The following is a 21,102-nucleotide window of genomic DNA, read 5'->3' as shown; positions in this document are numbered from 1 at the left end:
ATGAAAGTTCTGTTCACCTTCGGAGGTATTCCCCACTACCTGAATGCCTTGCTCGAGAAACTATATAAGAAAGGTGTGGATATCGTAGTTGTCACCCCGCAGAAAGGGAACGCCACCATCGGCCAGGGGGTAAAGATGGTGGAAGGAGGTACCTACCGCCACCTGACGACTCCCGAAAAGAAGATGTTCTACGGCAAAAGTGCCTTCCCCGCCCTACCCGACCTGATAAGCCGGGAGAAGCCCGACCTCGTGGTCATGGGTTGGCCCTACTTCCTGCAACTGTTCTTCCAGCCCCGCCTGCGCCGCGTGCTTCGTGCCTGCGGCATACGGGTGGCTATCCGCGAGATTCCCTTCCAGACTCCTCCTTACGGACGAATCCGCTCCTACTTCCGCCAGCACCCCATGTATGACGAGAACATGTGCCTGCAAAGCCGAGGAGCGGCTTTCCTCCTTCGCCAGTGGCTCATCGCTGGCCTGCGTCGTTATTGTTATGCGCGTTGTGCAGGTATCCTGTGCTACTCCAGCGTGGGACACGAGATTATCCCCTCGTATGGGGTCAAGTCTGAACGGATACACGTCACCTACAATGCTACGGATACGGAAGCTTTGCTCAGCGAACGGCAGGCGGTGGAAACGGAGCCGGCTTTGTTGCCGCCTTGTCATCGGCGTCTGCTACACATCGGCCGACTGGTGAAATGGAAACGGGTAGACCTGTTAATCGATGCCTTTGCCCGGCTGGCCGGGAAGTATCCCGATGCCGAACTGACCGTCGTGGGCAACGGTCCCGAACTGGAGAAACTGAAACAGCAGGCCCGCCGCCTGAACCTGACGGTGGCCGACAAGGATACGCCTTCTACTCCAGGTTGCGTACGCTTCACCGGTGCCATCTATGACCCAAAGGAACTGGGAGCGTGTATGCACGAATCGCTGGTGTACGTGCTGGCCGGCATGGGAGGCTTGTCCATTAACGATGCCATGACCTATGGCCTGCCGGTAGTATGCTCCGTCTGTGACGGAACGGAACGCGACCTGGTGGTCGACGGACGGAACGGTCTTTTCTTCCGCGACGGCGACGTCGACAGCCTGACCCTGACACTGGACACCCTGCTGGCCTCGCCCGAACGCTGCCGCACGATGGGCCAGGAGTCCGAGCGCATCATCCGCGAGCAGATTAATCTCGATACGGTGGCCGGACGCTATCTCCGGGCCTTCAGCGATTTAATGAAAAATGAAGAATGAATTATCCATTCTCCATTTTCAATTAACAGGACTTTCTTACGCCGCAGAAGTCCAGTTCCTGCTTGGCTTCGTCGCGGGCAATGGAGAGGAAGGGCGTGTGACGTACCAGCCATACCACAATATCGGCCCGACGGTAAGCCTCCTTGTAGTCTGTCAAGTGGAAGCTGGGATGGGAACTGATGTTGGGTTCCACGATAAGCACATCGGCTCGACTTTCCGACACGATGCGCGAAGCGATGTACTTGGCAGGCGATTCACGCAGATCATCGATATTGGGCTTGAAGGCCAGACCCATGCAGGCCACTACCGGCTCGCGCCCGTTACGCTCTACAAAGGCATGGCAGGCGTCGAGCACCTTGTTGGCACACCAGTCGGCCTTGTAGTCGTTGGTCTCGCGGGCACGCTTGATGAGCTGGGCCTGTTCGGGATAGTCCGCCACGATGAACCACGGGTCTACGGCGATGCAATGTCCGCCCACACCGCAGCCGGGCTGGAGGATGTTGACACGCGGATGCTTGTTGGCCAGGTCGATGAGTTCCCAGACGTTGATGCCGGCCTTGTCGCAAATCATGGACAGCTCGTTGGCGAAGGCTATCTGCGCGTCGCGGCTGGAGTTCTCCGTCAGCTTGCACATCTCGGCCGTACGGGCATTGGTGCGGTGCAGCTTGCCCTGCACGAAGGCCGAATAGAATTCGATGGCCTTGTCGGTCGAAGCCTCGTCGATGCCGCCGATGACACGGTCGTTGTGCACCAACTCGTAGAGAGTGTTGCCGGGAAGCACACGCTCGGGGCAATAAGCTATATAGATCTGTCCTTTCAGCTCAGGGCGCTGGCTGAAGATGAGCTCGGCCATCCGCTCGGTGGTCATCACGGGCGAAGTAGACTCGATGACAAACAGATTGCCGGGGCGCAGGCAGGGGACGACCGAACGGGTAGCCGCCTCCACGTATGTGATGTCCGCGCGGTGGTTCTGCTTGAAGGGGGTAGGCACCACGATGACGAAGGCATCGGCCTCTTCGGGGCGGGACACGGCACGCAGGCTGCCGCTCTGCACGGCTTCACGCACCACCCGGTCCAAGTCGGGCTCCACGATATGGACTTTTCCCTGATTGACGGTTTCGACCACCGACGGATTGACATCCACTCCCACCACCTGATAACCATGATGGGCCGCTACAGCTGCCGTCGGCAGACCGATGTAGCCCAATCCTACAAATACAACCTTCTTCATAGAATATCTTTATTTATAAACACGGGCAAAAGTACAAATAATCTGTGTGACTTTGCACCGTTTCTCATCGAAAACCACTACTTTTGCGCCAAATAACGGGCATTTCGTTGTCTATTCTTTGTTTTACAACCGACCATTCAACAAAATGAGAGTCCTGCTTATCAATACATCCGAACGAATCGGCGGAGCCGCCATAGCCGCCAGCCGCCTGACAGAAGCCCTGAAGAACAACGGCATCAAGGCCAAGCTGCTGGTGCGCGACAAGCAGACCGACCAGATCTCTGTCGTGGCCCTGCGCCGCAACTGGCGGATGGTGTGGAAGTTCGTATGGGAACGCATCGTCATCTGGAAAGCCAACCGCTTCAAGAAGAACAACCTCTTTGCCGTAGACATTGCCAACACGGGTACGGACATCACCTCCCTGCCCGAATTCCGCCAGGCCGACGTCATCCACCTGCACTGGATCAACCAAGGCATGCTCTCCCTGAAGAATATCGAACAGATACTGGCCTCGGGCAAACCCGTGGTATGGACAATGCACGACATGTGGCCCTGCACGGGCATCTGCCACCATGCACGCGAGTGTACCCGCTACCGGCAGGAATGCGGCCCATGCCCCTTCCTCTACGGAGGCGGACACAAGAAGGACCTGGCCTACCGCATCTTCCACAAGAAGCAGCGCCTCTACAAGGACTACCCGATGACGTTCGTCACGTGCAGCCACTGGCTGGAAGAGAAGGCCCGCGAGAGCGCCCTGACCGTAGGCCATCGGATCGAGTGCATCCCCAACCCACTGAACATCAACCTCTTCAAGCCGCACGACCGGCAGAGCGCACGCGAACGCCTGCGGCTCCCGTCGGACAAGCGGCTCCTCCTCTTCGGTTCGGTCAAGATTACCGACAAGCGCAAGGGCATAGACTACCTGATAGAATCGTGCCGCCTGCTGGCCGACAAGCATCCCGAGCTGAAGGAACGGCTGGCCGTAGTAGCTTTCGGCAGACAGTCGGGCCAGCTGGCCGACCTGTTGCCCTTCCCCGTCTATCCGCTGGACTTCGTGCAGGACGAGCACCAGCTTGTGGACATCTACAACGCCGTCGACCTCTTCGTCACCCCTTCGCTGGAGGAGAATCTGCCCAACACCATTATGGAGGCCATGGCTTGCGGAACACCCTGCGTAGGTTTCAACGTGGGCGGCATCCCCGAGATGATAGACCACCTGCACAACGGTTATGTGGCCCGATACAAGGATGCCGACGACTTTGCCAACGGCATCTGCTGGGCGCTGACCGACCCCGACTATCCCAACCTCTGCGAGCAGGCCTGCCGCAAGGCGGCCAGCCACTACTCGGAGAGCAGCGTAGCCAAACGATACATTGACCTCTATAACAAAGCGACCGGAAGCAATGCATAATCATCCCACCCCGAAATTCAGTGTCATCACCGTCTGCTACAACGCCGAAGCGACTCTCGAGGACACCATCCAGAGTGTCATCTCGCAGACCTACCACCACGTGGAGTACATCATTGTGGACGGTGCCTCGAAGGACCGCACCATGGACATTGTGAACCGTTACCGCGAGCGCATCTCCGTCGTTGTCAGCGAGCCGGACAAGGGGCTCTACGACGCCATGAACAAGGGTATCCGTCTGGCTACGGGCGACTATCTGTGCTTCCTCAACGCAGGCGACAGCTTCCACGAAGACGACACCCTGCAACAGATGGTGCACTCCATACACGGTACCCTGCTGCCCGATGTGCTCTATGGCGAGACGGAGCTGGTCGATCATGAAGGCCACTTCCTGCGCATGCGCCGCCTCCAGGCTCCCGAGCACCTGACGTGGAAGAGCTTCCGCCAGGGGATGCTTGTCTGCCACCAGGCCTTCTTCGCGCGGCGCGACCTCGTGATGCCTTATGACTTGCGCTATCGCTTTTCGGCCGACTTCGACTGGTGCATCAAGATTATGAAGCAGTCGAAGGTGCTCCACAACACCCATCTTACCCTTATCGACTACCTGTCCGAAGGCATGACGACACGCAACCACAAGGCTTCGCTCAAGGAACGCTTCCGCATCATGGTCCGCCATTACGGATGGGCAAGTACTGTGGCCTTCCACTTGTGGTTCGTCCTGCGCCTGTTGCTGAAGAAGTAAATGGAGGAGAAGCTTCGGGCCTCTTCACGCCCCGCTTTCTGCTTCGGAAAAGCAGGCAATGTTTTACCTCGGAAAAAGCAATGTTTTGCATGAAAAAAAGCATTGTTTTCCCTCAAAGAAAGCAATGCTTTTCCTGTAGGCAATGCCTGGGGCGGAAATATCATCCTACCGCGAGCTTGTCAGGAAGCCCCGCATCCCAGCAGGGCGCGCAATTCTTTCACTCCTTCGGACGCTCCCTTGCGGATGACGTGTATCGGGCGCGAGCTGTGCGTGTCTACCGGCTTGGGGTCGATGAGGTAGACCTCGGCACGGGCGGGCACGTAGTGGAGCAGCCCTGCGGCAGGGTAGACGTTCATCGACGTGCCGATGATGACAAAGATGTCGGCCTGCTCCACGTAGCCGATGGCCGTTTCGATTTCGGGCACGGCTTCGCCGAACCACACGATGAAGGGGCGCAGGGGGCTGCCGTCGCCCGCGCGGTCGGTCGCGCAGGTCTCATACTCTTCGGGCTTCATCTCCTTGATATAACGCTGGTCATAAGGATCACGGCTTGAACACATCTTCGTCAGCTCGCCGTGCAGGTGGATTACCTTCGTGCTGCCCGCCCGTTCGTGCAGGTTGTCGATGTTCTGCGTGACGACCGTCACGTTGAAATCTTTTTCCAGTTGCGCCACGCCGATATGCCCCTCGTTGGGCTTCACGTCGAGCAGCTGCTTGCGCCGCTCGTTATAAAAGCGGATGACCAGTTCGGGGTCGCGCATATACCCTTCGGGCGTGGCCACCTGCTCTACCGGATAGCGGTCCCACAGGCCTCCTGCGTCGCGGAAGGTGCTGATGCCGCTTTCGGCGCTCATGCCTGCGCCCGACAAAACTACCAGATTTTTCATCTTTTACTCCTTTCTTTAAGCATTCATCTAGCAAAGATAGGGAAAGCGGGCGCATATTGTCTCATAAAATAAGAAAAATTAAATACTGCAACCCGTTAACATTCAAATAAAAGCCTTACTTTTGCCACTCATTTGAAAAGAACTATGGACAAATTCAGTTATGCAATCGGCCTGGGTATAGGTCAGAATCTTTTGAGCATGGGTGCCAAGGGCATCTCGGTAGACGACTTTGCACGCGCCATCAGCGACGTGCTCAACGGTAATCCGACGGAAATCACACATGCTGAGGCCCGTGACATCGTAAACAAATATTTCGAAGAAATGGAAGCCCGCATCAATGCGGAAAACATCGAGAAGGGCAAGAAGTTCCTCGAAGAGAACAAGCAGCGTCCGGGCGTGGTGACCCTGCCCAGCGGCCTGCAATACGAAGTGATCAAGGAAGGCAACGTAGGCCACTATGCCAAGATAGACGACCAGGTGCAGTGCCACTACGAAGGCACTCTCATCGACGGTACCCTCTTCGACAGCTCCATCAAGCGCGGCCAACCCGCCACGTTCGGCGTCAACCAGGTCATCCCCGGCTGGGTGGAAGCCCTCCAGCTGATGCCCGAAGGAGCCAAGTGGAAACTCTACATCCCCAGCGAGCTGGGCTATGGCGCACACGGCGCAGGCGAGATGATTCCGCCCCACAGCACACTGATTTTCGAAGTGGAACTCCTGAAAATATTATCCAAATAAAAAATATAATCAGTAAGACAAAATGAAAAAAGTAACATTTCTGATGACGCTGGCCGCAGCAGCAGCCTTGTCATCGTGTACAGCCCAGTCCTCTAAGGGCAATCTGTCCAACGACATCGACTCACTCTCCTATGCCATCGGTATGGCCCGCACCGAAGGTCTCGACCAGTTCCTGATGCAGCAGGGCATCGACAGCACGCAGATGACCCAATTCATCAAAGGTTTCAACGAAGGCGCCGCCAAAATCGACAAGAAAGACGTAGCCTACATGACCGGCCTCCAGGTAGGCCAGATGGTCAGCAAGCAGTGGGTGGAAGGCTTCAACCAGCAGATTTTCGGCAACGACTCTACCCAGAGCCTCAACCGTGAGAAACTGCTCGAAGGCTTCATCGCCGGCGTGGTAGGCAAGGGCCAGATGGACAAGATGTTCGCCCAGGGCTACATGCAGAGCCAGATGGAAGTAATCCGCGAGAAGTCGCTGGAGAAGAGATATGCCGACAACATCGAAGCCGGCAAGAAGTTCCTCGAGGAAAACAAGCAGAAAGAAGGCGTGGTAACGACTGAAAGCGGCCTGCAATACAAGGTCCTGACCCAAGGTACAGGCGCCGTTCCTGCCGACACCAGCTATGTACAGGTGAACTACAAAGGCACGCTGCTCGACGGCACTGAGTTCGACAGCTCCTACAAGCGCAAGGACAAGGATGGCAAATCACAGCCCGCTACCTTCCGCGCCAACCAGGTCATCAAAGGCTGGACCGAAGCCCTGACCATGATGCCCGTCGGCTCGAAATGGGAACTCTACATCCCCTATGACCTGGCTTACGGCTCCAGAGAGATGGGTGCCCAGATCAAACCCTTCTCTACCCTGATCTTCGAAGTTGAACTGGTAGGCATCGGCAAGAAAAAATAAGCGGCAGGCACTTCTGCTGTCAAAATGACAATCGGAGCGGATGAGACAAATGATGCAAAAGCATCGGTCTCACCCGCTCTTTTTTGTACTTTTCCCTATTTTTTTCCGCCCGTCTATAGATAAATTAAAATAAATTCCTATATTTGCTTACTATTTGATAACAACAAGAAACTTACAAACGTATATTATGGAGAAAATAGACAATCTGGACCGTCAAATTTTGGAAATCATTTCCCAAAATGCCCGTATTCCGTTTAAGGACGTAGCAGCCGAATGCGGCGTGTCGCGCGCCGCCATCCACCAACGTGTGCAGCGACTGATCGACTTGGGTGTCATTGTAGGCTCCGGCTATCACGTCAATCCCAAATCGCTGGGATACCGCACCTGCACCTACGTGGGTATCAAGCTGGAAAGAGGCTCCATGTACAAGACCGTTGTGGCCGAGCTGAACAAGATTCCCGAAATCGTGGAATGCCACTTCACCACCGGCCCCTACACCATGCTGACTAAGGTATATGCCCGCGACAACGAGCATCTGATGGACCTGCTGAACAACAAGATGCAGGAGATACCCGGCGTCACGGCCACCGAGACATTGATTTCGCTGGAGCAGAGCATCAAGAAAGAGATTCCCATCTGCCAGGAATAAACCAACGACTACACCCTTCGTGAGGGACGCGGAGCACCTTTCGACAGCCCACGCCCCTCACGAAGCCCGGTCCTCATCCCCCATCATCCCATGGAACTACTGGACAACCTCCATCTCTCAGGCCTGTTCATCGGCATCTGCACCTTTCTGATCATCGGCCTCTTCCACCCCGTCGTGGTCAAGGCCGAGTATTATTGGGGCACACGCTGCTGGTGGATATTCCTCCTACTGGGCGTAGCAGGCGTCATTGCCTCCATCTGCGTGGACAACATCCTGATATCCTCACTGCTCGGCGTCTTCGCCTTCTCCTCCTTCTGGACCATCAAGGAAGTGTTCGAACAGGAAGAGCGCGTCAAGAAAGGCTGGTTCCCCAAGAATCCCCAAAGGAAATACAAGTTCTGACAACCCTGCAACGGGCATTTTTTACCAATTCCCTTGCATATTTCAACGGAATATACTAATTTTGCACCGCTATCCCCCGAAAGGATACATCGGACTTGTAGCTCAGTTGGTTAGAGCAACAGACTCATAATCTGGAGGTCCCAGGTTCAAGCCCTGGCTGGTCCACAAAGAAAACAAGCGTTAATTGCACGAAATCAAGCAGTTAACGCTTTTCTTTTTGCCTTTCGTTATGGGTGGAGGTTGGCTCAAACCAACAGAATTACCAATCTTTTACAGCATTTGTTTACCGCTTGTTTACCGATAAACGAAAGGGTTAATATGCTGACAATCAACGCAGAAATCAAGAAAGACGGACTACGGTCTGATGGTACTTACAACGTAAAGCTAAGATTCACGCTTGACAGAAAAATGAGACGGCTGGCAACAAGTCTGTTCGCCACAAGTAAAGACTTGACTAAAGAACTGAAAATCAAGCAAAGTTCACCTATTAGAAAAGAGATAGATTCTCTTATTCGCGGTTATCAAGAGAAATGCGCCAAACTACAAGTCGAGTTAAACCGCTACACTATTGATGAAGTAATGGACTACTTGGATGGAGAACATCAGAAGCAGCAGACCATTGACTTTATAAAGTTCAGCCGTGAGTGGATAACCTCAACTACAATCAAAGGCGCACCAAACTATACTACTGCAATTAATGCTTTAGTGCGCTTTATAGGTAAAGAAGAATTGGACGTAAATCTGATTACCACCAATTTTTTAGATAGTTTCAAAGCGTTTCTGAATAAAGAGCGTGAAGTACGAACGAAGAAACTGATTCTGCAAGGTAAGCGTGTGCCCTCTAATCGGTCTTTATCTCTTTATTTGGTAAGCATTAAGAAACTGTTCAAAGAGGCTCAAAAGAAGTACAATAAGAGAGAGAATAATCTCATACTGATACCTAACAATCCATTTATAGACTTTGAGATACCCAAGCAAGAAGCAACAAGAAAGAGAGCTATTCCGGCAGATATTATCAAAAAAGTATGGAAGCTACCCTATAAAGATATGAAGAAAGGCTATAAATCCACTTGTCGTTATAATTTAGCTAAAGACTGTTTTATTCTGTCATTCTGTTTAATGGGCATTAATTCAGCCGATTTATATAATGCTACAGAAATGGTAAACAATACCATCATTTATAATCGTACTAAGACGAAAGACCGTAGATTGGATAATGCTCAAATGAAAGTGGCTATACCTAAAATCGCATTACCACTTATAGAAAAATACAGAGATAAAAGTGGTAAACGCTTATTTAACTTTTACCAATACTATGCAGACGAAAAAGGTTTCAATAAGGCTATCAACTACGGTTTAAAAGAAATTGGTACAATATTAGGCGTAGATGATTTGGAGTATTATGCAGCCCGCCATTCATGGGCTACCATTGCACTTAATAAAGTTGGTATAGATAAATATATAGTTCATGCAGCATTGAACCACATAGACGATTCTATGAAAGTGACAGACATTTATATTGAACGAGATTTTGTGAATGAGAACAAGGCTAATGCCAAAGTTGTGAAGTATGTATTCGGTAAATGAATATCGTTTACCACTATGAAAAACCTACTATAATAAAAAGAAGTCTGTAATCCACTAAAGATTGCAGACTTTTCTTTTATTTTGCAGTATAACTAATATGAATACACTATGTATCAGATAGAAGAACTGCCCGATTTAAAAGTGGCTTGGCATGAAAGCTACAAATGTCTAAATGAGCCACTATTAGAATATGTGTGGGAAGTAGCCAATCACTTCCTGCCCGATTATGAAGATGTGTCCGCTGCACCTGCCATATTCGCCAACAGATATGCGGAAAGAAACTTGTCCGTTGAAGAAAGGTACGAGAGAACACAAGAAATGAAAACTTTCAAAGGAACTTTGGAAGAATACAAGAAACGAGAATACAGAAAGCTGGATGATTCTTTCAAAGAGAAGTTTCTAACTAATGAAGATTTACAGAATACCATTGAAGCGTATAAGTTGGATGTTAGCAAGTTTTGGTATCTACTTCTGTTCGTATATGACTTTATAGAGGATATTGGTACAAACGCACCTGCATTAAATAAGTCCGTATTGGAGGATTTTAGCTATTTTCATACCAACCTATCGGAAGCTACCAGTATCACCCTAAAGAAGAATAACAAGAAAAGCTATGTCGTTGAAAGGGAGGACACAATCAGAATCATTCAAGCAGCCTTGCAGCATTTTGTCAATACATACAGCGATATTATACATAGTGAGCAAGATAGAGAAACCATGATTAAACAATTAAAGGACATAGGTTTGGAGGGCTTTATCAGAAATGACTTATCGTCAAAAATCAGCTTTACGGACAAGTTCAGTCTTGACATATCTTATAAGAAGTGGAAATTTACGGATATGTTTCTGTCTTTTATTGAAAGAAGAAAGGCTACCACCATACCCGATAAAAAAGTAAAGGTATCTAAAGACAAGATGATGCTTGTTTCAAGGCTTATCTATACAGTGGGCTATGATGGCAAAAGATATAATGAAGAATACGATTCAGAGGGCAACAAGAACAGAATGTTATCCAATCTCCTTAGAAGATACAAGAACGAGAAATTTCCGTCTGTCATAGCTAATAACTACATGGTAGTTTCTTAAACAACATACATAAAACCATAGTAAAAATGCGTACTGAAAGGGCTGTCTTTTTTGGTACGCATTTTTTTTGCGTACTGGAATGGGCACGTTTTCTACACACATGGGCATTCGGCAAATTCCTTTGTTACCCCTAAATTCTGCCCTACTTTTGCAATGTCAATCAGAGACAATAAGGCGCCAAAGTCAATGATTGCATTAACATATTCATTAATTAAAAAATTATAACTATGAGTAATTTTGATTACAATTTCGGTACAAAAACCGCTATAAAAGAGTATGATAACCAAGGCGCATACAACACCTTGCAGGAAATGATGAAGCGTAAGGAACAACTGATAGTGAAGTTCTACGGCAGCAAAGACAATACACGTTGTGCATGGATAGAATCCGCTCACGTGGCAGGATTCAAATACCAACTGAAAAGCGCATCCTATCAAGGCTTGTTGAACTACTTATTCAAAGGTGACGTGACAGACTTCGATACAAACCCGAAAGAAGCGGACACGTTGGATGAGAACGAGGACTTCCAGCTTGGAATACTGAAAGCAATGATTGACGCTGGTAAGACAATACAATATGTTCCGTTGTTTAGAGAGCATCCCGAATCTATCAGTGCGATTCTTCCTTGCTTCAAGGGAAAGATAATGTTCAGAATCAAGCGGACAGATGAGACATTGGACTATTTACGTGAGCATAAACAGATTATCTAAACAACCAAAAGTAAAGGGGGAAGTTTCCCCCTTTTTTATTAACTATTTAAGTATAAGAAAAATGAAGAACAGAGAGATAACAGTCAGCAAGGAAGCAAACGGAAAAATCCAATACTTGACAGAGATACTGCCCGAAATCCCCACCAACACCATATTATATAAGAAACTTACGGGACTTGGTGCGACTTATGGAGAACTGAAAGCACACCGCAATTCAATCATCATAGAGCCGAACAAACCCGTTATCAGCGGAAAATGCAAAGACCCGAAGCATGGGAAAGACAATCTTTTCGGTGTTTTTGATGGTGTCTATGCGGATGACATAGTGGCATATATGGAAAGGAGCATCAAACAGAGTAAACATTTCAAGATACTCACCACTCCCGAAAGTTTCCACAAGGTGCAGGAAGCATTTGAAGAAATGGATATGGATATACGCTATAACAGCTTTCTATTGTTTGATGAATGCCATAAGATAGTCAAAGATTCAGGTTTTCGTCCCGATATAACATTACCTATGGACTTGTTTTTTGAATGTGAACAGAAAGCCTTGGTATCTGCCACTCCCATTGAGTTTACAGACCCACGTTTTGAAGAACAGAAATTTCAGACCATTACCATCAAGCCTACATTCGACTATGTAAAAGGCATGAATCTCCATGCTACCAATAATCTGTTGCAGGCAGTAAAAGAAGTGTTTGCAGGTCTGAAAGGTAATTGTTTCGTATTCTGTAATTCTACAGATACCATCTATTCACTGATGCAGCAACTTGGCTTATTGGACGAATCCGCTGTATTCTGTTCCGAAAAGAGTGTGGAAAAACTGAAAGGCTTGAAGTTTGAGAATGTTTCCGATATATGGGACAAGGACATAATGAAGCGTTACAACTGGCTCACTTCACGTTTTTATAATGCGGTGGATATTGAACTTGAAGAGAAGCCGACCATCTTATTACTGACAGACTGTTATTTTGCGGACTATACCGCATTTGACCCGAATACGGACACGATTCAATGTGTGGGAAGATTCAGAAACGGTGTGTCCTCTATCCACCATATCAGCAACACCAACCGCAATTTCATGGTGAGAAGCAAGGAAGAACTTAAAGGACGTATTTCGTGTTGGAAAGACGTGTACGATATGTTACAGAATTATTATGACTATGCGACCACCGTTTCCGCAAAAGACGCATACGGTACAGTACTTACCAGTCTGCCCTATGCGGAGATGCTGGACGAGAAAGGAAGAACCAAATACTTCAAGATAGACAACTACATCAATACGGAACTGGTGAAAGGATATTATAATTGTCCCGATAATCTGCATGAAGCATACAAGAACTGCGATGCTTTTACCATAAATAATTATAGCATTTTGGATTATAAACTCGGTGACTATGAGAGACTGCAACGTAGCAACAAGTCAAATTCCATCAAGGAGAAACGTAAGATAATGGTACAACAGCTTGAATTGCTTGGTGAATGCCAAACGGAAATGGAATACCAATTCAAAAGGGACTTGGAACAAGCGGACAGTTTTATAGTGGAAGCATACAACAAGATAGGCAAGAAAGAAATTGAACGGTTGAAATATAACCGCAAGAAAATAAAGGAAGCAATGATTATTGCAGACTACCATGCCAAAGTTACGGGAACGGAAGTCTCACAGATGATATACAACTCTTTTGAAACGGGCAAATGGTATTCCCGAAAATTCATAAAGGAAGAAATCAGCAGGATTTTTAAGTTGTTTGGCATTGTCCCAAAGAAAGCGGTAACATCACATACCATTCTTGATTTTTTTCATGCGGTGGAAAGCAAGCGGAAAAATATAAAAGGTTATCAACTGACCATGCGGAAAGGCATATAGGCGAGTACCTTTTTTATGAAGAAATTCCTATATATACCCTGCTTTAAAAAAGTACCTGCGCCTGCATATACAGAAAGCCATCTTACGTTTATACAAGATTATAGGACAGATGCAAACCGTGTCTTTCCTATAATCACTAAAAATGGTTGGTTTTCTCTATAACTAATGATTGCACCGATTCTACTTGAAACTTTTTAATATAATGAATAAGATAGCATATCTGAAAAAACAGAAATCTAACCTCACAAAAACAGCATTCTCAAAATCCGGTTCTGATTCTCAAAAAAAGAGGTGTTCATTTTAGGGGGTGCGGAGTGTTCATCTTAGGTGGGTCGCATATAAATACCTATATATAAATACCTAACCTACCCGATTTTTCAAATCGGGACAGATTGGTTAATTCTCAAAATCTCATATTTAATTGCCTATGATTATCTATTTGCCTACAAAACAGACATTCACGAATCAGAAAGAAGCGAAAAGCTACTTCGGAAACCACCATTACAGAAGACTGGTAAAGAAAGGAGATATTTATTTTACTAACTATAAACATACGGTTGCTAATGACCTCATACAGAAGAATAACATCTAATATCGTAGGAAAACTTAATTTGCTGGAAACGTACCTATTCTATTGCTTGGCTCTCTGTTCCGATTGCAATACGATGGAATCATATATCAAACAAGATAACTTGACTGATTTCTACGGAATTAAAAAGACAGACCAAATAAGAGAATGGCTGCACAAGTTTGAATCCCTCGGATTAGTAAACATAGATAAATTTAATGTTTACGGACAATATGGAAAATTCAACAGATGCAGTTACCGATTAGATACGGAACATTACGTTCTTATAACTAATAAGTTATATGATGAACCTATAAACAAGGAACTGAAAGGCTTTCTTGTCCTGCTGAAATGTAAATGCTTGAACGGGACTAACACCACTCTTTACAGCCAAAACAAATTAGCGGAAGAACTTGGCTTGTCTAAAGGTACAATATCAAGATATATGAATGAAGCCATAGAAAATGGCTATGCAAAAAGGGACAAGAAAGGAATACACCTGCTTAGAGAGGATATATTTCTGATAACTTCTGAAAGCCAGTTGGCTATTATCAAGAACCTATATCCCGAAATAATCACCGATGAAGACCTTGAAAGAGGTTACATCGCCTAATATATCGCCAAGCCGTAAGTAACCCTTGCGGCTTTTATTTTTGGCGCAGAACCACAGACGTACATTTTTCCGATTCTGACTTTCTGAAAATTTCCACTTTAATAAGAGTTATATAGCCTATACTTTATAATATGCCACATACAGCCAATGACATTAAAAAGACTACATAATTAAAGAATCACCCATATTCAGTTTAGCTAAAAGTCAAGAGAACAGATATATAAGGTACTTAATACAGAAATCCCCCTCCCCATTCAGCCAGTGACCTAAAATATATAAGAGTGGCTGTCTTTACGGCATACTACCCCTCAAGTCCCCCTCTGTATATTGATATAAAAAAGAATTATTAATCATTTAAACTTTTATCAATATGAGAAACTTAGTTATCATGCCAACAGAGAACAGAGAGAGAATGAATTTAGGTGAGTTTGCAGAAGAAGCAACCATTATTGAAGAAACTGCAACGCCTAAAAGGGTAAATCATTTCATTGAGGCAAACACCCAAGAAGCTACCTTGCAACATTTGAAAAATGACTGTATTACTCCCGTTTTTGCAAAAGACAATGAGCTTACAGTAAACCATGCTGCATTTATTGAAACTGTTTGGGAAGCTGCAAACTCCTATTACAATGGTGAGACTATCGGAACACCCGATATTCGTGTCTCTCATGTGATTAAGGGTCGCATTCCCGAAGCTATCCACAAACCTGCCAATCAGTTGTTGGAATCAGACAAAACTATCTACTATGAGAGGGCAGCTTTCAGTATTGACATTCCTACAATCTATGAAACGGTTGAGGGAAACAAGTTGCACCTTTCAATAGTAGGAGTTAGAGCCTACAATCAAATGAACTTATACAGCAAGAAAGTTCCAGAGTTGTTTAGGTTGGCAATAGGCTTTAAAAACCAAGTATGCTGCAACATGTGCATCTTTACAGACGGTTACAAGGATGATTTAAGGGTGAGCAATACAAGTGAACTTTACCGTTCTGCCTTGGAGTTGTTCAACAACTACAATCCTGCCAAACATCTGCATTTGATGCAACAGTTGGGCAATACTTCAATGAGTGAACACCAATTTGCACAAATATTGGGCAAAATGAGGCTTTATCAGTGTTTGCCCAATGGCTACCAAAAGAGACTGCCAAGAATGTTGCTTACAGATACACAGATTAACAGTGTTGCAAAAGCCTACATTAATGATGAGAACTTTGGCAGCTTTGGAAATGACTTGAATATGTGGAAGTTCTACAACCTATTAACGGGTGCAAATAAGAGTAGCTATATAGATTCATTCTTAGACCGCTCATTAAATGCAACTGAAATGGCTGTTGGAATCAATGCAGCCCTACATGGGGATGAGGATTACAAATGGTTTATTGACTAACTAATGAGAGGACATCTATTTATTTAGGTGTCCTTTCCTATTTTTACAGAACTATGGATAAACAGACAGAGAAAGTAATAAAGCACATTAAAGACTTGGAAAACAGATTGGGGTATGTGGATAACAACCTACGCTATATCAAAGTTATACAAGCCTTGAAATATTGGTTGGAAAAGTTTGCAGACCTGCTTAGCAACAACCAAGCATTACAAGAAGAGTACCAAGCAACCTATTTAAGCTACTTTTATACGGGTTGTGGTTTTTCCTTTTATGATAGGGTGTGTAATTCCATATTAGAGTATAAATATGGGAACAGACCTTTTTAATAACTTAAAAATACTACAAAATGGAAGATAATGGAAAATTGATACTATGGGGAACATTGGTAGTTCTCCTGCTGATAATAATTGGTATTATCAATCCTTTTTTGCTGATACTGATTTTATCCATCTTTATTTATATACAATCATAGTTACACTTGTTTTATTGGAATGTGACAAAGTTTGAAGTTTCTGAATCATTTACAGAAACAGAAAAGTTTGTCACATTCTGATAGTTCCAAGAAAAACGGAGTGCAAACCAGTTCTGTAACGGAGTGGGAAACTCTCTTTTTTAAATGGCATAATATGGCTTGTAGTTTATGGTATGTGCGATTTTGGGGAACTACTTATATGCCATACTAATCTACTGATTATTTAGCTATTCCATAAAATAATTTCTGAATTATGCAAACATATGCAAAGTATTGAAATACAGTTTATTTTGATAATTCAAATTAAACACATAGCTTTGCAGTGTCCGTTTACAAAATCCCATTTATTTAATCATTTAAAATTTATCAGCTATGAGTAATCTTAAAACTTACTTCAAGAAAAGTGTGTCCGTATGTAAGAAAAGCTCTGCCTATATAAGAGCTATACTCGTTCTTGCAAAGGCACTATATCATGCAATGGTGGGCAATGGAAATTATGAGGTATCATTTACCAAGATAGGGCGCAAATGGTACTGTAATGTTCCGGGCTTTCCCAAAGAACTGTTTGAACATACGCTCATGGTTGGTGGTGCATCCAACTATCTTGAATATTACTCTCGTGGAGAAAATGAGATTGTGGCTACTATCAGAATTGCTAAAGAATGGGAAGATAAGTTTTATTGCGGAGTTAGATTATATAAGGTAAGTTCCACTTTAACGGGTGGTGCTTTCTATAAAGACCCAAGCGGAAATTTTGGTGAAGAACTTTGGCTTTGTCCCGTTACTCTATTCTTATTGGGCAAATACCCGAAACTAATCTTTATCTATAAGATTAACAAAAACTACCTGCATTGTCCCATCTGTATTGAGTGATTGGGCAAATTTATCCTCACAGATACCGCTATAATTGCAAATGAATCACTAATTTTGTGGTCTAATTAACTAAAAACACAATAGATATGGAAGGTATGTTCTCTTTAGGCAATGTTGGATTATGGAGAATGGCAAGTAATGGCTATATATCACTAACTGGAGAGGTGGGGGAATTATTTATTACCCAAATTTTGGGTACTGCCATTCTTAAATTAAAATATAAGGACATTGTTTATGCGGTTTCAAGAAGAGCAAATGAAAAATTCTTTAGAGTGCAAACATCGGAAGGTGAATGGCTTTTCTTTTTCGATAACTTCAACGAATTAAAAGAGGCTATTGAAAAAGGCAAATAGGAGACTAATTATTAAATAGTTCGCAGTATTTGCAGACTTTTTATACCCAATATGAAGATTAGATACTTCTTTCATTCATTACTTAGTTAGGCTACAAATCTATATACCTTATTATCTCTAATAGAATTGCATTTTCCAATCCACAGAATCTACGGGTACTTTTTTAGGGAAGAAATCTTTTTATAGTCCCCAATCAAAAAAAGTACCTACCCTTGAAGCTACGAAGAAAAAGGGGCAATATTGCCTAATACCTTACTACAGATATGTTTTGGAACACTTGGAACTACATTTATCAGTGTTTTATCTTTAGACATTCAAAACCTTTCGCTAACTTTGCAGCAATTTCAGAGGTCTTAATGCGTTAAGACACTGAAAGGACATATTTAACGAAAAGGTGTTATTGAGATTATCTTCTGAAATCAAATCTCGCAAATTTGAAATGGCATGAAGATGGTAGCGATAGCACCCCACCATTTGATATATACCTACCTTATATCTATAAGGCTCTTAGATATTGTCAAAATTGGTGTGGGTTGCTATTGTTTTATCCATGCCAAGGCAATGCGAGAGCCGGATTTCAGGATAAAGCAGATATAGTTCCCACACCTTATTTTATATCTGTCTCTTTTGGGAATTAGAGAGCATAAATGATTCGTAATTATGTTTAAAGAGAACAGAAAATTAGTCGATTCTTGGACTTTTGATTGGCTTAACCAAAGAACAGGACAACAACTAATAAGAATGAAGTTCTATGAATGTTCGGGACTTTTAGCAACGAGCAAATATGTGATAGAATTTGAGAATAAATGCGGCTTTGTTTTCCATTCAGAGAATTATGCAAGCGTTAGCGACAGTTTGCTGATGGACTATTTTTTTGAAATACACATGGCAAGCATTATGGATAAGTACATACTTGGAGAAGATGAAGACTTTTGCTTTGACCGAATTAAGAAAGCAGACTTTGAAGTAATGAATAGTTTATATTGGTCTGAATTTAATGAAGCATATCCTAACCAATTAGAACTAAAATATCCGAATGGAAACGGATGGAACTTCAACCCACGAACCAAAGACTATTTCGCTTTTTTTCATGGTGAGTATGATTGTGAGAAAAGACAGCATGATATTATCAAAGCACTTAATATTACTGCATGGGAACAAAATGGCACACATTTTATAAATCTGAAAATCAGCAATAAATCAGCTTTTCTTGAAAGTGAAAATGGAAAAAGAATATATGAATTTGAAAATCCAGACCATATATTGTTTTTAGCGGAACATAGCTATTATCTAAAACAGAGAACGCCCATAAACGGATATTCATTACTACAATCATATTATAAATAGGAAGGTAATGAGCAAATTGCCATTTATCATTATTGGATTACTTAGTTTAGCAGCTTGCAAAACAGACAAAACATCTGTTCCGCAGGATTTTGAATGTTTCAATCAGCCGCATATCTACATTAAGTACAAACAGCCTATAAACGGATATACAGTAAAAGTAATGTGGCTGCAAAATGGTGAGGTAGGTAATGCCCTATTCTGTTTAGAGAAACAAGGAGTACAATATTATTGCTTTGCGGAGAAATGGACTGATAAGATTCTGTATGATAAAGGTAACACATATCCGAACAACACCGTTATAGAGTTAGATTATACGGCTAAATTAAAGAGCGAAGAATACCTTTCGGATGATTCTCCTTTCTTCTTTTCTGATGTTGATTTTGACGGAGAAGATGAGTTCATTATCAACCGCTATAAAAGTGGTTCAAGAGAATCAAATGCTTATGATGTGTACGATGTCAGCCCATACGGTTACTTTATACAGAAAACAGAAGTACCATTTACAGAGTTGGAAAACGGACAATGTAAGTTTGATTCAGAGAACAAGACTATTACTGTTTTTGGCTCTAATGGATGGAACAACGCTATTAGGCATATCTACCAACTAAAAGACAGAAAATTTGAATTAGTACAATCAGAATAACTATTTCAAAATCAAACGAAATGAAAACATTTAGATTTATTGGAATGGCTTTATTAGCCATAGTAATGTGTGTGAACTTTGCTTCTTGCAGTAGTGATAATGATGAAGAAAGTAACGGTGGTAAATCAACACAAGAACTGTTACAAGGCGTATGGTATGATGCCTATACAGACGATTGTCCCTACTTTATTGTCGAGAAAGGCTATTGCTACTTTGCCAACCAACCCTCAACAGTTTACTATGTTGAGAAGTACAAATACACTTTTGATTCTAAAAACAATACGCTGATGTGCTATGGATATGATGAAGAAAGTGATACCTACGATAATGAGCCGTGGTATATAAGAGTTAAATCTGTATCAGATACCAAACTTATTATAAAACTTTTGAACGATGACAATCAAACCGTTGATGATACAAGAGATTGTGTAAAACAATAGCAGACCACTACTTGACAGACAAAAAGCCAACCTACCCATTTGAAGTATATACTTCAAACAACGGATAAGTTGGCTTTTTCAGTTCTGAACAAACATCTTATTAACTACAAAACTATGTGTTATACAACTGTATTCAAAATTACGCAATAGCCAAAATCAAAAACGAACCAAAATAGAATAAGAGCTTTAATCATACAGAAATACTTTTATGCCATATTCTAAAATATTGTCTATACATTCTATTTACATTATATAGAGTTGGTTATCTTTGCAACATAAAAGATTTAATCAATGGAACAATTACAAATAATTCAAAGCAAAATATATGAAATCAGAGGTCAGAAAGTAATGCTTGACCGTGATTTAGCAGAAATGTATGGAGTTCAAACGAAAGCGTTGAATCAAGCCGTAAAACGCAATATAGACCGTTTCCCCGAAGATTTTATGTTTCAACTGACAAGTGAGGAAACACAAAATTGGAGGTCACAATTTGTGACTTCCAATTCTATCAAGATGGGAGTTAGACGTAATCCGTATGCGTTCACTGAATTAGGGGTAGCCATGCTAAGTAGTGTGCTGAACTCCAAAACAGCAATTCAGATTAATATGGGCATCATGCGTGCTTTTGTTGCAGTTCGCCAAATGGTGGCATTACCTAAGACGGACAAACTAACAGAGTTGCAGAACGAAGTAAAAGAGTTGAAAGACTACATCGAAGAAGTGTTCGCTGATTACAACGACATTAATGATGATACACGAATGCAGTTGGAACTCATTAATCAGACATTAGCAGAACTGCAAGCTAAGAAGAAATTGGAAGAAAAGCCACGCAGAAAAATCGGATTTATACAGCATGATGAATAATCTGATTCTGCCAAGCACGAGATTTTATAAAAACTATAATACTTCCACGTAGGTAAAAAAGTGATTGGAGCAACTCCAATTAT

General features: G+C 43.9%; 22 protein-coding genes and 1 tRNA gene. 21 read left to right on the top strand and 2 right to left on the bottom strand.

Features of this window, described 5'->3' with window-relative positions; translation table 11 throughout:
- Positions 1-1,239 (top strand): glycosyltransferase family 4 protein, encoded by a 1,239-nt coding sequence (locus BQ7483_RS15490; protein WP_072546507.1) that lies wholly within the window; start codon positions 1-3, stop codon positions 1,237-1,239.
- Positions 1,240-1,261: 22 nt separating this feature from the next.
- Here the strand turns inward: BQ7483_RS15490 and wecC are convergent, their stop codons facing one another.
- Positions 1,262-2,470 (bottom strand): UDP-N-acetyl-D-mannosamine dehydrogenase, encoded by a 1,209-nt coding sequence (gene wecC / locus BQ7483_RS15485; protein ID WP_072546506.1) that lies wholly within the window; start codon positions 2,468-2,470, stop codon positions 1,262-1,264.
- Between the two features lie 145 nt (positions 2,471-2,615).
- Between wecC and BQ7483_RS15480 the strand changes: the two genes are divergently transcribed.
- Both BQ7483_RS15480 and BQ7483_RS15475 read left to right on the top strand, forming a co-directional pair.
- The gene (locus BQ7483_RS15480; protein ID WP_072546505.1) at positions 2,616-3,881 is read left to right on the top strand and encodes a glycosyltransferase family 4 protein; all 1,266 of its coding nucleotides are present in this window, start codon (positions 2,616-2,618) and stop codon (positions 3,879-3,881) included.
- Complete coding sequence (locus BQ7483_RS15475) at positions 3,874-4,620, top strand: glycosyltransferase family 2 protein (RefSeq protein WP_072546504.1); 747 nt, start codon at positions 3,874-3,876, stop codon at positions 4,618-4,620. The genes BQ7483_RS15480 and BQ7483_RS15475 overlap by 8 nt, the downstream gene beginning before the upstream one ends.
- A 179-nt stretch (positions 4,621-4,799) precedes the next feature.
- On the opposite strand, the gene BQ7483_RS15470 is transcribed toward BQ7483_RS15475, so the two are convergent.
- Positions 4,800-5,507: an NAD-dependent deacylase gene (locus BQ7483_RS15470; protein WP_072546503.1), complete on the bottom strand. Its 708-nt coding sequence runs from the start codon at positions 5,505-5,507 to the stop codon at positions 4,800-4,802.
- Between the two features lie 144 nt (positions 5,508-5,651).
- Here BQ7483_RS15470 and BQ7483_RS15465 point away from each other — a divergent pair, with 144 nt between their 5' ends.
- The 18 genes from BQ7483_RS15465 to BQ7483_RS15375 all read left to right on the top strand — a co-directional run bounded on the left by BQ7483_RS15465 (position 5,652) and on the right by BQ7483_RS15375 (position 21,019).
- Entirely contained in the window at positions 5,652-6,245 is a 594-nt protein-coding gene (locus BQ7483_RS15465) for a BamJ family beta-barrel-assembly machinery protein (protein ID WP_072546502.1), read from the top strand.
- Positions 6,246-6,267: 22 nt separating this feature from the next.
- The gene (locus BQ7483_RS15460; RefSeq protein WP_022020170.1) at positions 6,268-7,155 is read left to right on the top strand and encodes a BamJ family beta-barrel-assembly machinery protein; all 888 of its coding nucleotides are present in this window, start codon (positions 6,268-6,270) and stop codon (positions 7,153-7,155) included.
- Between the two features lie 187 nt (positions 7,156-7,342).
- Positions 7,343-7,804, top strand: coding sequence for an Lrp/AsnC family transcriptional regulator (locus tag BQ7483_RS15455; protein WP_021847392.1), 462 nt, complete (start codon positions 7,343-7,345; stop codon positions 7,802-7,804).
- Positions 7,805-7,894: 90 nt separating this feature from the next.
- Positions 7,895-8,206, top strand: a complete 312-nt coding sequence (locus tag BQ7483_RS15450; RefSeq protein ID WP_072546501.1) for a DUF4491 family protein — start codon at positions 7,895-7,897, stop codon at positions 8,204-8,206.
- A gap of 91 nt (positions 8,207-8,297) precedes the next feature.
- Positions 8,298-8,371: transfer RNA gene (locus BQ7483_RS15445), tRNA-Ile, on the top strand.
- 153 nt (positions 8,372-8,524) lie between these two features.
- Positions 8,525-9,793, top strand: coding sequence for a phage integrase SAM-like domain-containing protein (locus BQ7483_RS15440; RefSeq protein ID WP_072546500.1), 1,269 nt, complete (start codon positions 8,525-8,527; stop codon positions 9,791-9,793).
- A gap of 108 nt (positions 9,794-9,901) precedes the next feature.
- The gene (locus BQ7483_RS15435; RefSeq protein WP_072546499.1) at positions 9,902-10,879 is read left to right on the top strand and encodes a hypothetical protein; all 978 of its coding nucleotides are present in this window, start codon (positions 9,902-9,904) and stop codon (positions 10,877-10,879) included.
- Positions 10,880-11,106: 227 nt separating this feature from the next.
- A complete protein-coding gene (locus BQ7483_RS15430) occupies positions 11,107-11,589 on the top strand; it encodes a hypothetical protein (RefSeq protein ID WP_032944109.1) in 483 nt (160 codons plus the stop codon).
- 61 nt (positions 11,590-11,650) lie between these two features.
- A complete protein-coding gene (locus BQ7483_RS15425) occupies positions 11,651-13,459 on the top strand; it encodes a DEAD/DEAH box helicase family protein (RefSeq protein ID WP_072546498.1) in 1,809 nt (602 codons plus the stop codon).
- A 665-nt stretch (positions 13,460-14,124) separates the two neighbouring features.
- Positions 14,125-14,640: a winged helix-turn-helix domain-containing protein gene (locus BQ7483_RS15420; RefSeq protein WP_235847382.1), complete on the top strand. Its 516-nt coding sequence runs from the start codon at positions 14,125-14,127 to the stop codon at positions 14,638-14,640.
- 370 nt (positions 14,641-15,010) lie between these two features.
- On the top strand, positions 15,011-16,027 hold the full coding sequence (locus tag BQ7483_RS15415) for a DUF3871 family protein (RefSeq protein WP_072546496.1): 1,017 nt from the start codon (positions 15,011-15,013) through the stop codon (positions 16,025-16,027).
- Between the two features lie 53 nt (positions 16,028-16,080).
- Positions 16,081-16,353, top strand: coding sequence for a hypothetical protein (locus BQ7483_RS15410; RefSeq protein WP_072546495.1), 273 nt, complete (start codon positions 16,081-16,083; stop codon positions 16,351-16,353).
- 518 nt (positions 16,354-16,871) lie between these two features.
- Positions 16,872-17,372, top strand: a complete 501-nt coding sequence (locus BQ7483_RS15405; RefSeq protein WP_012055553.1) for a DUF6717 family protein — start codon at positions 16,872-16,874, stop codon at positions 17,370-17,372.
- Positions 17,373-17,458: 86 nt separating this feature from the next.
- Positions 17,459-17,725, top strand: coding sequence for a hypothetical protein (locus tag BQ7483_RS15400; RefSeq protein WP_072546494.1), 267 nt, complete (start codon positions 17,459-17,461; stop codon positions 17,723-17,725).
- A 660-nt stretch (positions 17,726-18,385) separates the two neighbouring features.
- Positions 18,386-19,072 (top strand): hypothetical protein, encoded by a 687-nt coding sequence (locus BQ7483_RS15390; protein WP_032944121.1) that lies wholly within the window; start codon positions 18,386-18,388, stop codon positions 19,070-19,072.
- 7 nt (positions 19,073-19,079) lie between these two features.
- Positions 19,080-19,715, top strand: coding sequence for an XAC2610-related protein (locus BQ7483_RS15385; RefSeq protein ID WP_072546493.1), 636 nt, complete (start codon positions 19,080-19,082; stop codon positions 19,713-19,715).
- A 20-nt stretch (positions 19,716-19,735) separates the two neighbouring features.
- A complete protein-coding gene (locus BQ7483_RS15380) occupies positions 19,736-20,155 on the top strand; it encodes a hypothetical protein (protein WP_012055556.1) in 420 nt (139 codons plus the stop codon).
- Positions 20,156-20,446: 291 nt separating this feature from the next.
- Positions 20,447-21,019, top strand: a complete 573-nt coding sequence (locus BQ7483_RS15375) for an ORF6N domain-containing protein (RefSeq protein ID WP_032944127.1) — start codon at positions 20,447-20,449, stop codon at positions 21,017-21,019.
- Positions 21,020-21,102: the final 83 nt, after the last annotated feature.

Source organism: Mediterranea massiliensis (assembly GCF_900128475.1).
Classification (GTDB): domain Bacteria; phylum Bacteroidota; class Bacteroidia; order Bacteroidales; family Bacteroidaceae; genus Bacteroides; species Bacteroides massiliensis_E.
This window is presented reverse-complemented; position numbering and strand designations above follow the sequence as displayed.

Excerpts from the sequence above, each read along its gene's own strand:
- BQ7483_RS15490 (WP_072546507.1), top strand. The coding sequence starts at position 1 with ATGAAAGTTCTGTTCACCTTCGGAGGTATTCCCCACTACCTGAATGCC.
- wecC (WP_072546506.1), bottom strand. The coding sequence starts at position 2,470 with ATGAAGAAGGTTGTATTTGTAGGATTGGGCTACATCGGTCTGCCGACG.
- BQ7483_RS15480 (WP_072546505.1), top strand. The coding sequence starts at position 2,616 with ATGAGAGTCCTGCTTATCAATACATCCGAACGAATCGGCGGAGCCGCC.
- BQ7483_RS15475 (WP_072546504.1), top strand. The coding sequence starts at position 3,874 with ATGCATAATCATCCCACCCCGAAATTCAGTGTCATCACCGTCTGCTAC.
- BQ7483_RS15470 (WP_072546503.1), bottom strand. The coding sequence starts at position 5,507 with ATGAAAAATCTGGTAGTTTTGTCGGGCGCAGGCATGAGCGCCGAAAGC.
- BQ7483_RS15465 (WP_072546502.1), top strand. The coding sequence starts at position 5,652 with ATGGACAAATTCAGTTATGCAATCGGCCTGGGTATAGGTCAGAATCTT.
- BQ7483_RS15460 (WP_022020170.1), top strand. The coding sequence starts at position 6,268 with ATGAAAAAAGTAACATTTCTGATGACGCTGGCCGCAGCAGCAGCCTTG.
- BQ7483_RS15455 (WP_021847392.1), top strand. The coding sequence starts at position 7,343 with ATGGAGAAAATAGACAATCTGGACCGTCAAATTTTGGAAATCATTTCC.
- BQ7483_RS15450 (WP_072546501.1), top strand. The coding sequence starts at position 7,895 with ATGGAACTACTGGACAACCTCCATCTCTCAGGCCTGTTCATCGGCATC.
- BQ7483_RS15440 (WP_072546500.1), top strand. The coding sequence starts at position 8,525 with ATGCTGACAATCAACGCAGAAATCAAGAAAGACGGACTACGGTCTGAT.
- BQ7483_RS15435 (WP_072546499.1), top strand. The coding sequence starts at position 9,902 with ATGTATCAGATAGAAGAACTGCCCGATTTAAAAGTGGCTTGGCATGAA.
- BQ7483_RS15430 (WP_032944109.1), top strand. The coding sequence starts at position 11,107 with ATGAGTAATTTTGATTACAATTTCGGTACAAAAACCGCTATAAAAGAG.
- BQ7483_RS15425 (WP_072546498.1), top strand. The coding sequence starts at position 11,651 with ATGAAGAACAGAGAGATAACAGTCAGCAAGGAAGCAAACGGAAAAATC.
- BQ7483_RS15420 (WP_235847382.1), top strand. The coding sequence starts at position 14,125 with ATGGAATCATATATCAAACAAGATAACTTGACTGATTTCTACGGAATT.
- BQ7483_RS15415 (WP_072546496.1), top strand. The coding sequence starts at position 15,011 with ATGAGAAACTTAGTTATCATGCCAACAGAGAACAGAGAGAGAATGAAT.
- BQ7483_RS15410 (WP_072546495.1), top strand. The coding sequence starts at position 16,081 with ATGGATAAACAGACAGAGAAAGTAATAAAGCACATTAAAGACTTGGAA.
- BQ7483_RS15405 (WP_012055553.1), top strand. The coding sequence starts at position 16,872 with ATGAGTAATCTTAAAACTTACTTCAAGAAAAGTGTGTCCGTATGTAAG.
- BQ7483_RS15400 (WP_072546494.1), top strand. The coding sequence starts at position 17,459 with ATGGAAGGTATGTTCTCTTTAGGCAATGTTGGATTATGGAGAATGGCA.
- BQ7483_RS15390 (WP_032944121.1), top strand. The coding sequence starts at position 18,386 with ATGTTTAAAGAGAACAGAAAATTAGTCGATTCTTGGACTTTTGATTGG.
- BQ7483_RS15385 (WP_072546493.1), top strand. The coding sequence starts at position 19,080 with ATGAGCAAATTGCCATTTATCATTATTGGATTACTTAGTTTAGCAGCT.
- BQ7483_RS15380 (WP_012055556.1), top strand. The coding sequence starts at position 19,736 with ATGAAAACATTTAGATTTATTGGAATGGCTTTATTAGCCATAGTAATG.
- BQ7483_RS15375 (WP_032944127.1), top strand. The coding sequence starts at position 20,447 with ATGGAACAATTACAAATAATTCAAAGCAAAATATATGAAATCAGAGGT.